The sequence below is a fragment of the Streptomyces sp. NPDC012835 genome (assembly GCF_042900885.1).
GTDB lineage: Bacteria > Actinomycetota > Actinomycetes > Streptomycetales > Streptomycetaceae > Streptomyces.
Genome location: NZ_JBIBBW010000003.1, coordinates 605837 through 620200, shown reverse-complemented (window position 1 = coordinate 620200; position 14364 = coordinate 605837). Strand labels below are relative to the sequence as shown.

At 73.5% G+C, this 14364-nt stretch carries 14 protein-coding genes; 8 read left to right on the top strand and 6 right to left on the bottom strand.

The features are described from left to right. Positions 1 to 276: 276 nt before the first annotated feature. The 3 genes from ACFY6S_RS15965 to purU all read left to right on the top strand — a co-directional run bounded on the left by ACFY6S_RS15965 (position 277) and on the right by purU (position 3817). A complete protein-coding gene (locus ACFY6S_RS15965; protein ID WP_388816615.1) occupies positions 277 to 1968 on the top strand; it encodes a hypothetical protein in 1692 nt (563 codons plus the stop codon). A 469-nt stretch (positions 1969 to 2437) separates the two neighbouring features. Further along, positions 2438 to 2884, top strand: coding sequence for a hypothetical protein (locus ACFY6S_RS15960; protein ID WP_388817999.1), 447 nt, complete (start codon positions 2438 to 2440; stop codon positions 2882 to 2884). A 39-nt stretch (positions 2885 to 2923) separates the two neighbouring features. Beyond that, positions 2924 to 3817: a formyltetrahydrofolate deformylase gene (gene purU, locus ACFY6S_RS15955; protein WP_388816612.1), complete on the top strand. Its 894-nt coding sequence runs from the start codon at positions 2924 to 2926 to the stop codon at positions 3815 to 3817. Between the two features lie 46 nt (positions 3818 to 3863). Here the strand turns inward: purU and ACFY6S_RS15950 are convergent, their stop codons facing one another. Further along, positions 3864 to 5162, bottom strand: coding sequence for a maleylpyruvate isomerase N-terminal domain-containing protein (locus ACFY6S_RS15950; RefSeq protein WP_388816609.1), 1299 nt, complete (start codon positions 5160 to 5162; stop codon positions 3864 to 3866). After that, positions 5159 to 5758 (bottom strand): sigma-70 family RNA polymerase sigma factor, encoded by a 600-nt coding sequence (locus ACFY6S_RS15945; protein ID WP_388816606.1) that lies wholly within the window; start codon positions 5756 to 5758, stop codon positions 5159 to 5161. Before ACFY6S_RS15945 ends, ACFY6S_RS15950 begins: the two co-directional genes overlap by 4 nt. Before the next feature lie 405 nt (positions 5759 to 6163). Here ACFY6S_RS15945 and ACFY6S_RS15940 point away from each other — a divergent pair, with 405 nt between their 5' ends. The 3 genes from ACFY6S_RS15940 to ACFY6S_RS15930 all read left to right on the top strand — a co-directional run bounded on the left by ACFY6S_RS15940 (position 6164) and on the right by ACFY6S_RS15930 (position 8196). Further along, positions 6164 to 6538, top strand: a complete 375-nt coding sequence (locus tag ACFY6S_RS15940; RefSeq protein ID WP_388816603.1) for an STAS domain-containing protein — start codon at positions 6164 to 6166, stop codon at positions 6536 to 6538. Between the two features lie 65 nt (positions 6539 to 6603). Next, positions 6604 to 7116: an EF-hand domain-containing protein gene (locus ACFY6S_RS15935; protein ID WP_388816601.1), complete on the top strand. Its 513-nt coding sequence runs from the start codon at positions 6604 to 6606 to the stop codon at positions 7114 to 7116. A 570-nt stretch (positions 7117 to 7686) separates the two neighbouring features. Next, on the top strand, positions 7687 to 8196 hold the full coding sequence (locus tag ACFY6S_RS15930; RefSeq protein WP_388816598.1) for an ATP-binding protein: 510 nt from the start codon (positions 7687 to 7689) through the stop codon (positions 8194 to 8196). Positions 8197 to 8235: 39 nt separating this feature from the next. Here ACFY6S_RS15930 and ACFY6S_RS15925 read toward each other — a convergent pair whose 3' ends face one another. After that, a complete protein-coding gene (locus ACFY6S_RS15925; RefSeq protein WP_388816595.1) occupies positions 8236 to 9240 on the bottom strand; it encodes a GlxA family transcriptional regulator in 1005 nt (334 codons plus the stop codon). A 131-nt stretch (positions 9241 to 9371) separates the two neighbouring features. Here ACFY6S_RS15925 and ACFY6S_RS15920 point away from each other — a divergent pair, with 131 nt between their 5' ends. Together ACFY6S_RS15920 and ACFY6S_RS15915 are read left to right on the top strand one after the other, a co-directional pair. Then, positions 9372 to 10757: an MFS transporter gene (locus ACFY6S_RS15920; RefSeq protein ID WP_388816592.1), complete on the top strand. Its 1386-nt coding sequence runs from the start codon at positions 9372 to 9374 to the stop codon at positions 10755 to 10757. Positions 10758 to 10885: 128 nt separating this feature from the next. After that, positions 10886 to 11218 (top strand): hypothetical protein, encoded by a 333-nt coding sequence (locus ACFY6S_RS15915; RefSeq protein WP_388816589.1) that lies wholly within the window; start codon positions 10886 to 10888, stop codon positions 11216 to 11218. Between the two features lie 26 nt (positions 11219 to 11244). Here ACFY6S_RS15915 and ACFY6S_RS15910 read toward each other — a convergent pair whose 3' ends face one another. The 3 genes from ACFY6S_RS15910 to ACFY6S_RS15900 form a co-directional block, all read right to left on the bottom strand. Continuing rightward, a complete protein-coding gene (locus ACFY6S_RS15910) occupies positions 11245 to 12402 on the bottom strand; it encodes a flavin-containing monooxygenase (RefSeq protein ID WP_388816586.1) in 1158 nt (385 codons plus the stop codon). A gap of 163 nt (positions 12403 to 12565) precedes the next feature. Beyond that, the gene (locus tag ACFY6S_RS15905) at positions 12566 to 13285 is read right to left on the bottom strand and encodes a pyridoxal 5'-phosphate synthase (RefSeq protein WP_388816583.1); all 720 of its coding nucleotides are present in this window, start codon (positions 13283 to 13285) and stop codon (positions 12566 to 12568) included. 181 nt (positions 13286 to 13466) lie between these two features. After that, the gene (locus tag ACFY6S_RS15900) at positions 13467 to 14114 is read right to left on the bottom strand and encodes a TetR family transcriptional regulator (protein WP_388816580.1); all 648 of its coding nucleotides are present in this window, start codon (positions 14112 to 14114) and stop codon (positions 13467 to 13469) included. Positions 14115 to 14364: the final 250 nt, after the last annotated feature.

Here is a 14364-nt window from a genome sequence, read left to right as displayed (position 1 = left end):
GTGCGGGGCGCGGTGTGTGCGGGGGCGCGGGGCCCTGTCGGGCCGTGCCCTTACCACAGCGTGGCGGAGGCGGCGCGCGCACCTGGGCCGCCGCGACGGCGCGTTGACGTCAATTCCCCGGCGCGGCGGCACGATTCGGCCCCTGCCACGGCGTTTTTCCCGGGCGAGTCGTTACAGAACGCATGTGCGTCACGGAGGCCCCGATTCACCCGGTAGCGTGAGCCGGTGAGTTCGGTAGGTCCAGACGTTCCACACGTTCCACACGTAGGAGTCCCGGTGACGCACAGCGGACAGGGGGATGAGCCGCGCAATCCCGCCGCTCGGCCCGCGCACGAAGGCGTCGTGCTGCCCAGCGACGGTAGCGGGCCCTGGATCCCCGGCTCGGCCGAGGACCAGAACCAGGCGGCTGTGCCGCCCTACGGTCCGCCCCGGAACGCGCCGTACGACCCCCCGGCTCAGCCGCCTCCGTACGCGGCACCCGCGCCGGGCGGGTACGGCGGAGCGCAGCCGCCGCCGCAGCAGCCGCTGTCGTACCAGCAGCCGGGGCAGGCCGATCCGTACGGGCAGCCGTACCAGCAGTCGCCGCAGCAGCCCTACCAGCAGCAGGGCGGGCTGCCGGAGCCGTACCAGCAGCCGGGGGCACAGGCCCAGCCCTACCAGCAGCCCGGAGCGCCGGCCCAGCCCTACCCGCAGGCACAGCCGTACGAGCAGCCGCAGCCGTACCAGCAGCAGGCGCAGCCGTACGAGCAGCAGGCGCAGCCGTACGAGCAGCCCGCGCAGCAGCCGGGTTACGGCGCGGCGTACCCGCCGGCCTCCCTGCCGCCCGAGGCGCCAGCGCCGGGCGGCGCGGACGCGACGCAGTACCTCCCGCCCGTCCCGGGCCTGCCGCCCACCGCCCCGCAGGGCCCCGACGCGCAGGCCACGCAGTTCATCGCACCCGTCCCCGCCGGGCCCGGCATGCTGCCGCCCGAGAGCTCCGCCGAGGCCACCCAGTTCCTGCCGCCCACCGCCCCGCAGGGCCCCGACGCGCAGGCCACGCAGTTCATCGCGCCCGTCCCCGCCACCGGACCCGCCCCGTACGACGTGCGGCCCGGCGCCCCCGGCGAGCGCCCGCCGCCCGCCGAGTTCGACAACCTCTTCCGCGCGGACAGCGGCGCCGGACAGGGCGGCGGGGGCGCGGAATCGACCCAGCAGATGCCCCAGTTCGACGCGGCGGGCCCCGCCCCCCAGCCGTCGGCCCAGCCGCCCGGCGCGCAGCCCTACCCGTCCGCCCGGCCCACGGCCAGGCGCGACGACGGCGGGTTCGAGCCGCAGGGCCGGGGCGCCGGGCGCCGCAAGTCCTCGCGCGCGCCGCTGCTGGCGGCCGGCGCCATCGGGATAGCCGTCCTCGGGCTGGGCGCCGGCGCGCTGCTGAGCGGCGGCGACGACGAGAAGCAGGACGACAGCAAGACCGTCGCCTCCGCCTCCACCCCCACCCCGGAGGCGTCCGCCTCCTCCGAGCCCGCCGAGGACCCGGTCAAGACCCAGGCCGTGGAGCTGGACAAGCTCCTCGCGGACAGCAGCAACAGCCGCGAGTCCGTCATCAAGGCCGTCGACAACATCAAGTCCTGCCGGAACCTGGACCAGGCCGCCGACGACCTCCACGACGCCGCCGACCAGCGCCGCGACCTCGTCACCCGGCTGGAGGCGCTCACCGTCGACAAGCTGCCCCGCCACGGCGAGCTGACCTCCTCCCTCACCGAGGCGTGGCAGGCGTCCGCCTCCGCCGACGACCACTACGCGGCCTGGGCCGACCAGGTCGACGGCAAGAAGGGGTGCAAGGGCGGCCACGCCCGGGTCACGGGGCAGGCGGCGAAGGGCAACCAGGCGAGCGGCGAGGCCACCTCGGCCAAGCAGAAGGCGTCCGGGCTGTGGAACAGCATCGCCAAGAAGTACGAGCTGACGGAGCGGGCGCCTACGCAGCTGTAGGCGAGGCCGTCCGGCGACGGCGGGCGCGGGGCCCGCGGGCGCGGTGCTCGCGGGTGCGGGCGCGGGCGTGGTGCGTTGTGGTGCGGGGGCCGGGGCCGGGGCCTCGGCCGGGGCCGGGGCCTCCGGAGGCGCATGTCCGGACGGCATGATGTACGGCGCGTGCGGGTCGTCGTGTTCGTGCGGGTGCGTCATGCGCCACACATCACGCTTTATTGTCCGGACACGCACCTCCTGCGGCCCCGGCCCCCTCCCGCCGGTGGTGCCCTCCGCGCATCCGCCGGGGTGGGGTGTGGGGTGGGTGGGCCGCGTCCGCGCCCCGGGGCCCCGGACGTGGGAGGTGCGCGGCGGTCGGTGACGGCGAGAGGTAATCGCGGGGGCGTGCCGGTGTGCCCCGGCGCGGACCGTAAAGTCGTGGACTGTGCAGCAAGGTTCCGAGAACACTTCCCGTCCGGCCCGTCGCTCCTCCACCATGGGCGGCATGCCGCTCAACGACATGCCGTGGTGGCGCTGGCGCAGCAACGTGCGCTCGGCGCTGCACATGCTTTCCGATCCCGTGTTCCACCAGGAGTGCTGGCTGGCCGGCCTGGAAGGGTACGGCGACGTCACCGACGCCGTCTACCGGCTGGTCGAGGACACCTGGCTGGACAACTGGTCCGCCGAGAAGTACGTCGGCACGATCTTCCGCGACTCGGGCGAGGCCGCCCTCGTCGACGTCGCCGTGCTGCGGGTGCTGCGCATCATGCACCAGGTCGGCGCGGACGCGCCCGTCTCCGCCTATCTGGAGCACCACGGCTGGCCGGAGGCGGTGCGCGCGGCCCGCGAGGCGCATGTCCGGCTCGCGGTGAGCGACGGCGACGACCCCGATACGGCGCCGCAGTCGCTGGACGTGCTGCGGATCGTCACCCGGTCGGCCTGAGGCGGGGCCCGCGCGGGAGATGTGGGATGCTCTGAGGTCATGAGCAGCGCCTCGCAGTCACCGGCCGCGGCCCCCGCGGATCTGTCCGACCAGTACGTCCTGACGCTGTCCTGCCCGGACAAACAGGGCATCGTGCACGCCGTGTCGAGCTATCTCTTCATGACCGGCTGCAATATCGAGGACAGTCAGCAGTTCGGGGACCACGACACGGGTCTCTTCTTCATGCGGGTGCACTTCTCCGCGGACGCCCCGGTGACCGTGGAGAAGCTGCGGGCGAGCTTCGCCGCCATCGGCGACTCGTTCCGCATGGACTGGCAGATCCACCGCGCCGAGGACCGCATGCGGGTCGTGCTCATGGTCAGCAAGTTCGGCCACTGCCTGAACGACCTGCTCTTCCGGGCCAGTATCGGCGCACTGCCCGTGGACATCGTGGCCGTCGTCTCGAACCACCCGGACTTCGCCGACCTGGCCGCCTCGTACGACATCCCCTTCCGCCACATCCCCGTGACCAGGGACACGAAGGCCGCCGCCGAGGCGGAGCTGCTGGCGCTGGTACGGGAGGAGCGGGTGGAGCTGGTGGTGCTCGCGCGCTACATGCAGGTCATCTCGGACGACCTGTGCAAGCAGCTCAGCGGCCGGATCATCAACATCCACCACTCGTTCCTGCCGAGCTTCAAGGGCGCGCGGCCCTACCACCAGGCGCACGCGCGCGGGGTGAAGCTGATCGGCGCGACCTCGCACTACGTGACGGCGGATCTCGACGAGGGCCCGATCATCGAGCAGGAGGTCGAGCGCGTCGGCCACCAGGTGACGCCCGAGCAGCTCGTGGCGATCGGCCGGGACGTGGAGTGCCGGGCGCTGGCGCGCGCGGTGAAGTGGCACGCGGAGCACCGGATTCTGCTCAACGGGCACCGTACGGTCATCTTCGGCTGAGGGCCGGGGCGGTGGGGGGACCCCCGGGCGTTCCTCCGCCGCCGGCTCAGAGGCGGCTCAGCGCGGCCGCCGCGAACAGCACGTCCCTGATCGCCTCCCGGTCACCCTCCTGGCCCGCCGCCGCGTCCTCCGGCGGCACCCGGCCCGCCACCAACTGGCAGAACTCGACGGCGTCCAGCGCCACCGAGCCCACCGACAGCTCGGGCGAGCCGACCGCCGCCGGGGAGTCCAGCGCGATGTGCCAGTCCCCGCCGCCGGGTCCCTCCACCAGCAGCCGCAGCGATCTGCCGGGAGCGCCCGCCGCCACCAGGTCCCGCGCCGGACCCGCGAGCCCGCTGCGGCGGCGCAGGGCGAGGGCGGCCGGAAGCAGCCGGGCCGCCAGGTCGACCATCTCGTACAGATGAGGGCCGCTGGGCGGCTCGTACGGATAGTCCACCGCCTCCGCGATGTCCGCGCCGTGCACCCAGCATTCGAAGGCCCGGTCCAGCAGCGCGTCCCGCAGCGGGAGCGCGAAGTCGCCGTAGGAGACGGACAGATCGGCCACGCCCCGGCCGGCGAAGGACACCGTGCGGATCAGCGCGTGGTTCTGCTCGCGCCAGGGTTCGTGGAGCGAGCGGGTGGGCGGCCGGGCGCGGGTCCGCCAGAAGAGGTCCGTACGGTCGGCGGGCGCCACCGGGGCGTCGGAGCCGAGCGGGTCCGCCAGCCCGAGCGCCCCGGCGACCAGGCCGTCCACGGTCAGCAGATGGCCGATGACCCCGGCGACCGTGGTCCGCCGGGAGGTGCTCCGCTCGTGCTCGAACCACTTGAGCCGGACGGGCGCGTGCCACTCCGCGTCGGGTATGTCGCGCAGCAGCGCGTCGAGCCGGGCGGTCTCGGCGTCGTAGGGGGCCGCCCAGGCGGGCACGGGTATCCGGGCGGGACGCAGGCCGAGGCAGCTCTCCAGGACGCGCGAGCGCAGCAGCGGGTCGAGGTCCAGATTGCTCTCCGGGTGCAGCAGTCCCACCGCGTCGCGCAGCCGGAGCGCCTCTTCGGCGCAGGGCGCGCACTCCGTGAGGTGGTCCTCGACGCGCTCCGTCTCCTCGGCCGAGCAGACGGACAGGGCCCAGGCGCCCAGGAGCGAGGTGAGTGCCTGATGGGCCGCCTCGGGCGTCGGCTCCGCGGCCCGGGGACGCGGGGCCGACGGCTCCCCTTCCGGTTCCGGGGCCCGCGTGGGCGGTGGTGGTGGCGGGGTCCGGCCGAGCGGCAGATCGTCGGCCGCGGGGCGCGGGCCCGGTATGCGCGGGAAGGCCGGGGGCTCCTCCGGCTCGCCGCCGTGCCGGTGGCCGCCGTCCAGCGGGCCGGTCACCGGGTGCGCCCGGTGCCGGGTGAGCCGGGCGGTGAGAAGCCCTCGCCCGCCCGGGTGTTGGCCGTCGAGAGCAGCTGGAGGCCGAGCCGCAGCCTGCGCCGCGCCTCCTCCTCCGTGACCCCGAGGTCGGCCGCTGCCCGGTGGTAGTCCCGGCGCTGGAAGTACGCGAGCTTCAGCGCGTCCCACAGCGGCGCCGGCATCGAGCTGACGATGTAGTCCGCGCGGGCGGCGGCGGAGGCCCGGCGTATCTTCGCCTCCAGCTCCGCCAGCCGCTCCTCCGAGGCGTCGCCGCTCGCCTCGTACGCCGCGGCCTCCGTCTGCCGCAGCCGCTCCACGGCCAACTCCTGTGTGACATTCGCCACCCAGGACCGGATCGAGCCCTGCCGGGGGTCGTACGTATCCGGGTTCTCCCAGAGATGTCCGAAGACCTCGCGCGTGACGCGGTCGGCCGCGCTGTCGTCGTCCAGCACGCGGTGGGCCAGGCTGTGCACCAGTGGCGCGAACCGGTCGTACAGCTCACCGAGCGCCGCCGCCTCGCCCCGGGCCATCCGCTGCTGCATCCCGCGGTCCCAGCGGGGTGGACTGTCCTTCGCCATACGACCCCCTGCTCTGTTCCTCTGCGCTCTGTTCCTCCGCGCGACCCGCCCCTGCTCACCATGATGTCGAAGCCCACCGTTCCACCGAATGTAGTGGGCCGCGCGGAAAACGCGCGTCCCTTTCGGGCAAGTGCGCTCCCGGGAGCGTCCGGGAGGGTAGGCGGCGGCGCGGGGTGGGTAGTGAGGTGGGTACTCATGACCGAGGCGCTGCCCGGCGATGTCGCGCACGCGACGTTTCGAGGGAGCGGGGCGCGGGCAGCCGCCGCATGAGGAAGGACATCTTCCGGATCGTTACGAGGTCCGGAGTCAGTGCCACGACCGGCAGTGCCTGCCGGGAGGGCGCCCATATCCCGACGCGGTTTCCGGAGCGTTCTCCCGGACCGGCCAGAGGAAAGGTCCAGACACGTGACTCTCAAAGTGGACGAGTCCCGGCAGGGTGAGTGGACCGTGCTGCACATCACGGGGGAGCTGGACCTCATGACCTCGCCCGAGGTGCGCCAGCGGGTCCACGACGCGGTCGCGGCGGGCCGGCACGAACTCGTGCTCGACCTCTCCCAGGTGTTCTTCTGCGACTCCAGCGGGGTCGGTGTGCTGATCGCGTCCCGCCGGCTGCTCCACTCCTGCCGGGGCCGGCTCCATCTCATCCTGCCCGCGCGGGGGATGGAGGCCGGGTCGCACGTCAACCGGGTGCTCGCGGCGCTCGGGGTGCGCCGCCTCTTCGAGGTGTACCCGGATGTCCCCTCCGCCGTGGACGAATCCACCCAACCGCTCTCCGCGTAGCCCCCGCGGGGGCAGTCGGGGGCAACCGGCCCCGCGCGGGCCCACCGCCGTCGTACGCTCCGGGCATGGACAGCGCAGAGTACGAGGCCAAGATCGCCTCCCGGTTCGCGGCATTCGACCAGGACGGCAGCGGCTACATCGACCGCGAGGACTTCAGCGGCGCGGCGGCGGCACTCCTCGCCGAGTTCGGTACGACCGCCCGCTCCGACAAGGGCCAGGCACTGTACAGCGGGGCCGAGGCGTTCTGGCAGGGCATGGCCGGGATCGCGGACGTGGACGGCGACCAGCGGGTCAGCAGGACGGAGTTCGTGACGGGCGCGGTCAAGCGGCTGCGCGACAACCCCGAGCGCTTCGCCGAGATCGCCCGCCCGTTCCTGCACGCCGCCATCGCCGTGGCCGACGAGGACGGCGGCGGGGTGACGCCCGCAGCCGCCGAACGCGCGCTGCGGGTGCTGGGCGTCGCGGAGGAGGCGGCGCGGCAGGTGGCGCGGGAGCTGGACGTGGACGGCGACGGCAGGATCCAGGAGGCGGAGATCCTCACGGGTCTCGCCGGGTACTACGTGACGCCCGAGCCCTGACCGGCCCGGCCCTGCCGCGCGGCCTCCGCTGGGCGCGGGCCTCCGCTCGGCGTGGCCTCCGCTCCGCGTGGCCTCCGTACGCCACACGCGCCCCGGTGCGTCCCACCCGCCACGGGGGTACGTACGGAGGTCCCGGAGCCTTGGCCGTAGCACTGCCGTGCGTCACCGTGCGTGTCCGGACGCCGCGGTCCGAGGTCGATACCGGGTTGTGTCCTTGCGGGGGTCCGTCACAGGGTGGAGTCGCGGCCGGGCTCCGGTAACCTCCGTGGAGTGCGAGAGCTAGCGAGGCGCGGCGGTCGCGGTGTTGCCGGTACGGCGGCGCCGGGGGCGCGAATGTGCGCCGCTCGCGCGCTGGAAGGGCGCCGTGCGCGCCCGCGTTCGACTCACCGCAATGTGCGTCGCACAGTATGCACTACGGGTACTCCTTCGCGCGGGAATATGCCCGAAGCGCTTGTTGCGGTGACTGTACGTCAACCATGCTGTCTCGCAGGGGAATCACGTTCCGTGATCCTTTCGAAGACCTTGTCGAGGCGCGAGGCGATGTGTCCGCCGGTTCGGATGGTGTGAGCGGTGCAGGTGCTTCAGGTGCAGTTGGAGGTCGGGCCCGACCCCGCGGAGGTGGGGCGAGCCCGTAGATGGGCCCGTTCGCGGCTCGTCGGCTCCGGGATGGAGGACGACGAGCCGGTCGCCGAGGCCCTCATCCTGCTCATCTCCGAGCTGGTCACCAACGCGGTGGTGCACACCGGCTGCCCGGCCGTGCTGCGGATGCTGTTCGGCGCCGGCCGGGCCGAGGCCGGGACCGTACGGGTCGAGGTCGCCGACGCCAGCGCCTCCCCGCCGCGTCCGCGCCACGCCGACGGCGACGACACCAACGGCCGCGGGCTGGAACTGGTCGAGGGGCTCGCCGACCGGTGGGGCTGGCAGCCGGAGGGCGCGGGCAAGCGCATCTGGTGCGAGGTGGACCGGGGCGGCAAGTGCGGCAGGTCCGAGGCCGCCGGGGACGAGATCGCCGGGGACGAGATCACCCTCGGCGCGTTCTCCCTGGTGCGCGAGGTGTCGTGGGCCGTACCGCCGGGGTGAGGGCGGGCGGTACTCCGGAAAAGACTGAGGGAGTACGCATCAGGCGTCTGACCGGCCGCGATCCGGGGTCCGGGCGCGGAATGTGCGCCGGTAGACCGTCGGCGCCACGCCCAGCGCCGACTGGAGGTGCTGGCGCATCGACTGCGCCGTACCGAAGCCGGCGTCCCGCGCCACCTGGTCGACCGACAGATCCGTCGACTCCAGCAACTGCCGTGCCCGCTCGATCCGTTGCCGCACCAGCCACTGGCCGGGGCTGATGCCGGCCTCCTCGCGGAAGCGGCGCGTGAACGTGCGTACGGACATCGACTCCCGTTCCGCCATGTCCCTGAGCTGGATGGGCAGATGGAGCCGGGTCAGCGCCCAGGTCCTGGCGGCGGCGGTGGTCGCCAGCCGCGTCTCGGGCAGCGGGCGGCGGATGTACTGCGCCTGGCCGCCGTCCCGGTGCGGCGGGACGACCGTACGCCTGGCGATGTCGTTGGCGACCGCCGAGCCGTGGTCGCGCCGCACGATGTGCAGGCAGAGGTCGATCCCGGCGGCGACCCCGGCCGAGGTGAGGACATCGCCGTCGTCGATGAAGAGGACGTCCGCGTCCACCTCGACCCGGGGAAAGGTCCGCTGGAAGTGGTCGGCGGAGGCCCAGTGGGTGGTGGCGGGCCGCCCGTCGAGGAAGCCCGCAGCGGCCAGCACGTAGCTGCCGGTGCAGATCGAGACCAGCCGGGTACCGGGGCGGACCCCGGCGAAGGCGGCGGCGAGTTCCGGGGTGAGGGCGCCCCGCTCGAAGACCGGCCCGATCTTGTGGGACGCGGGGACGACCACGGTGTCGGCGGTGGCGAGGGCCTCCGGGCCGTTCTCCACGAGGATCGAGTAGTCGGCGTCGGTGCGCACGGGGCCCGGCGGCAGCGCCGAGCAGGTCACCACCTCGTACAGCCGCCGGCCCGTGGAGTCCCGGGAGCGGCCGAATATCCGCTGGGGGATGCCGAGTTCGAGCGGGATCAGCCCGGGGAGGGCGAGTACGGCGATCCGGTGCGGCGGGCGGTCGGCCATGGGGGCTCCGGTTCTGCCGGTCCGGTCGGGTCCGGCGGTCAGTGTCCCGTACGGGGTGGTGGCCCGATCGTAGCGAATGCTGTCCTCCGGGCCACTCGCCCGGTCCGCGGGCCCGGCCGAAGCTGTCTGACGTGACGCAGACGAACGAACTTCCCGCATCGGAAGGACCGGCCTCCGGCCCCGCCCTCGACCCCGCTCCCGCGCCCGTGGGGCGCCGGCCGCCCCGCGTGCACCGGGCGTGGATCGTCGCGGCGGTCACCTTCGTGACGGTCATCGGCGCGGCGGCCTTCGCCTCGCTCCCCGGACTGCTGATCGAGCCGCTGCACACCGAGTTCGACTGGTCGCGCGGGATGATCGGCTTCGCCGTCTCGGTCAATCTGGCGCTGTACGGGCTGACCGCGCCGTTCGCCGCCGCGCTCATGGACCGCTTCGGTATCCGGCGGGTCGTCGCGCTGGCGCTGGCCCTGATAGCCGTCGGCTCGCTGCTGACGGTGTGGATGACCGCGACCTGGCAACTGGTCATGTACTGGGGCGTCCTGGTCGGCCTGGGCAGCGGATCGATGGCGCTGTCCTTCGCCGCGACGGTCACCAACCGCTGGTTCGTCGCCCGGCGCGGTCTGGTCACCGGCATCCTCACGGCGGCGTCCGCCTCCGGGCAGCTGATCTTCCTGCCGCTGCTGTCGTGGCTGGTGGAGCGGCACGGCTGGCGTCCGGCCGCCGTCACGGTCGCGCTGGCCGCGCTCGCCGTCGTACCGCTCGTGTGGCTGCTGCTGCGGGACCATCCGGCCGACGCGGGGCTGTCGCCGTACGGCGCGCCCGGCTTCGTACCCAAGCCGCCGCCGGTGTCCGGCGCCGCGCGGCGGGCGGTCACGGTGCTGTTCCGGGCGGCCCGCACGGGCCCGTTCTGGCTGCTGGCCGGTACGTTCGCGATCTGCGGCGCCTCCACGAACGGCCTGGTGAAGACCCACTTCGTCCCGGCGGCGCACGACCACGGGATGCCGATCACGGCCGCCGCCTCGCTGCTGGCGGTGGTCGGGGTCTTCGATGTCGTCGGCACGATCGCTTCCGGCTGGTTCACCGACCGCTTCGACGCGCGCCGCCTGCTGGCGGTCTACTACGCGCTGCGCGGTGTCTCGCTGCTGTTCCTGCCGATGCTGCTGGCGCCGTCCGTCCACCCGCCGATGGTCTTCTTCATCGTCTTCTACGGCCTGGACTGGGTGGCCACGGTCCCGCCGACGCTCGCCCTGTGCCGCGAGCACTACGGGAACGACAGCGCCATCGTCTTCGGCTGGGTCCTCGCCTCCCACCAGATCGGCGCGGCCCTCGTCGCTTTCCTGGCCGGTGTGGCCAGGGACGTCTTCGGCTCGTACGACGTGGTCTGGATCGCGTCGGGGGCGCTGTGCGCTGTGGCGGCGCTGATGGCCCTGGTGATCAGGCGGCGCGCTCCGGCGGGCGCGGGCCCGGGAGGCCCGGCCGGGCGGCTCGCAACCGGCGCCGAGCCGCGGCCGGAGCACTGAGCCGAGGCGCGCCGGCAGGGGCGGGGCCGGCCTCGTGCCACCCGCCTCGAAGCGCGCCGGGGCGGGCCGCCGGGGCACGCCTGCGGCGCTGGTTCGTCGGGTCGGCGATCGCGCACGGAGTGGGCATCGTGCCGGTCGGTGTGTTCCACGGCGGCCAGGCGAACGCGGGCAGCGGGCTCATCCTGTACCACGCCCTCGGCGCGGGCCCGGCGATGGTCGGAGGGAACGTCGCCGTGATCCTCGCGGGGGTCGCGCTCCTGCGGTCCCACGCGCCCCGACCGTTCGGGTCCCGCAGCGTCGCGCTCGGAGCCATCGGAGCGGTGAGCCCGGTGACGCTCCGGGTCGACTCGCCGTCGACCACCGCCGAGCTGCTGTCCGACGGGGTCCGGGAACGCGGAGCGGTGTACCCGATCCGGACCCTGGCGGAATCCGGCCGCCCGGACATTCGCCACAGGCCCTAGCGGCTCAGCGCCTTTCGTAACACGCCCTAGCGGCTCAGCGCCCTGCCGATGCGGCGGGCGTCGATCGCCAGTTCGCGGAACATGCCGCTGATCGGGTTGGTGAAGCCGGTGAAGTAGAGGCCGGGGGCCTGCCGCGGGGTGCGGCCGCCGTGGACGGTCGGGCGGCCCCGGGCGTCCAGCACGTCCAGGTGGCCCACCAGGCCCTCCAGCGCGCGGTGGTAGCCGGTGGCCGCGATGACGACCTCGGGGGTGATCCGGGAGCCGTCGGCGAGGAGGACCTCCTTCTCGTCGAAGCCGTCCACCGCCGCGACCGGCTCGACGCCGCCCCGGCGCACCGCCTTGATCAGTCCCACGTCCTGCACCGGGATCGCGCCCGCGCGGGCCCGGGAGTACAGCCCGGTGTCGGGGCGCGGCAGACCCTTGGCCGAGAGGTCGGGGACGGCGAGGCGGGCCTGCACCGCGGACACGCCGTCGACCAGACGGGTCGGCAGCCGGCGGATCAGGATGCCGCTCGACTGGGCCGGCCACCCCAGCGTGGAGCGCCGCACGATGTGCGGGGCGGTCCTGACGGCGAGCCGGACCCGGCCGGCGCCGCCCTCCGCGAGGTCGACGGCTATCTCGGCGCCGGTGTTGCCGACGCCGACGACCAGGACGTCCTTGCCCGCGTACGGCTCGGCGTTCCGGTATCCGCTCGCGTGCAGCACCTCGCCGCCGGACGACTCGTACGCCTCCAGCCCCGGCCAGGAGGGCACCTTCGGGGTGTGGTTGAAGCCGGTCGCCACGACCACCGCGCGTGCGGTCAGCTCCCGGCCGCCCGTCGCCCGCAGCAGCCATTCCGAACCGTCGGGGGAGCGCTCGATCCGGGTCACCTCGACACCGGTGACGATCTCCAGCGCGTGGTGCTCCGCGTACTTCTCCAGATACCGGACGACGTTCGCGCGGGCCACCCAGCGGCCGAAGGAGCGCGGCATCCCGAGCCCGGGCAGTGCCGACCTGGCGCGGGTGGTGTGCAGCCGCAGCCGGTCGTAGTGGCCGCGCCAGGAGGCGCCGACGGCGTCGGACTTCTCCAGCACGACGGCCCGTACCCCGCGTTCGCGCAGTACGGCGGCGACCGCGAGCCCCCCGGGCCCGCCGCCGATGACGTACACGGGGCGGTCGTGGGTGAGATCGAAATCGGCACACATGAGGGGTGAGCCTAATCGTCTCCTCAGTTGTTGGGTCTCGGTCAAGAAGGGAATGGGTTGCGAATCGGTCACGCCCGCGAGGAGGAGGGGGACGGGGGCCGCGAGGCCCCCGCCGGGCGGCAGTTGGGGCGCGGGGCGCCGGCGGCGCCCCGCGCGCCCGGCGTCACGGCCAGAGCAGTTCCCGTACCCAGCCGTCCCTCTCTCCCGTGCCCGCGCCGGTGCGCCGGTAGCGCAGCCGTACGTGCTGTCGGTGCGCGTCGCCCTGGAAGAACTCGACCTCGGCGGGTGCGACGACGTACGCCGTCCATGACGGCACCTCCGCGTCCGGCTCGCGGCGCGCGCGGTCCCAGGCGTCCGCGCTGGACCTGGCCAAGTCCGCGACCGAGTCGAGGACTTCGCTCTGCCGCCCGACCAGCGCGGCGGCCAGCGCGCCCGTCGAGCGGGCGTGCAGATCGGCGCTGCTCGCCTCGGGGCTCGCGGTGCGCACGGGGCCTCTGACCCGTACGGCACGGCCCTGCGCCGCCCAGTAGAAGCCGAGCGCGGCTTCGGGGCGTGCGGCCAGCTGACGGCCCTTGCGGCTGGTCGCGTGCGTGGCGAAGTGCCAGCCGTGCGCGTCGGCGTCGTGCAGCATCAGGGTGCGTACGTCGGGACGGCCGTCTTCGCCGGTGGTCGCGAGCGTCATGGCGTGCGGTTCCGGCTGGCCTGCCGCGACCGCATCGGCGAACCAGCGGCGGAAGAGCGGGAGCGGATCGGCCGGAGCGGCGGCCGGATCGAAGGCGGGCAGTGCGGTGTCCCAGACGCGCTGGGTGCGCAGGAGGGCGCGGAAGGTCTCCTGCTCGTCGCTGGGCGAGGCGTCGCCGGCGTCGTCGTTCATACGGGTCATACGGGTCATTCAACCCGTGGCCGTACGGGCGTGCTCGCTCGGGAGCGGTGTGCGGCTGCGCCGCGTGCTGTGCCGGGCGGGGGCGTTTCGCGGAGCGCGCGGATGGTCCGGAGCGCGGATGGTCCGGATCGCGCGGCGGATCGGCCGGAGCGCGCGGATCGGCCGGAATGCGCGCGGCGGACTACCTGGTGGGCTTCTTGCCGGTGATGCCGAGGTGGACCAGGAGGGCGAGGTTCGGCCTCAGTTCCGCCTGCTTCACACCCCAGCTCTGGAAGTTCTTCTGGTGCGAGGCCACCGCCGAGAGCATCACGACGAGCGAGCCGGCCAGCGCCGCGGGGCTGACGTCCTTGTCGATCCTGCCCTTGGACCGCAACTCCTTGACGGCCTCCGTGAGGGAGTTGGTCACGGAGTTGAGGATCTTGAGCCGGATCTTGTTGAACCGCTTGTCGCCCTCGGCGGCGCCCAGATCGACCACCCGGAGGATCGCGTCGTGTTTGCGCCAGAAGTCGAGGAATCCGTCGACCAGGTCCTCCGAGGTCTGCCAGCCGGCCTTGCCGACCCAGGAGCGGCCGGAGACCAGCCCGGTCAACCCGGCGCCCTCCTTGGCCATTTCCTCGGCGATTTCGAGTACGGCGCCTTCGACGTCCGGGAAATACTGATAGAAGGTCGCGGGTGAAGTGCCCGCCTTACGGGCGACGTCGATGACTTTGACGTCCCGGTACGGCGAGGAGCTGAGCATCTCGCTGAGGCAGTCGAGCAGCTTCTGCCGCGTCGCCTGTCCGCGCCGACCAGCCACGCGGCCGTCGACGGTGCGCACTTGTCCTGTCATGCCGTCAGCTTACCGAGGGGTGATCGCGGCGCGATTTGGCCGACTGCAAATGGGGAACCGGCCATCTCGCGCACGGGCTCGCTCACCGGCTCGGGCGCCTGGGGGATGCCCGGCTCCGCCCGCCCGGTTCGCGGCCGGGCAGGCCGAGCGAGGGTGAATAGTGTTATCAACAGCCTGTGGACAACTTCGGTGGATAACTCGGGGTGGCGGGCGGCTCACCCTGCGATAATGAATCAATTGTTCTATTTCT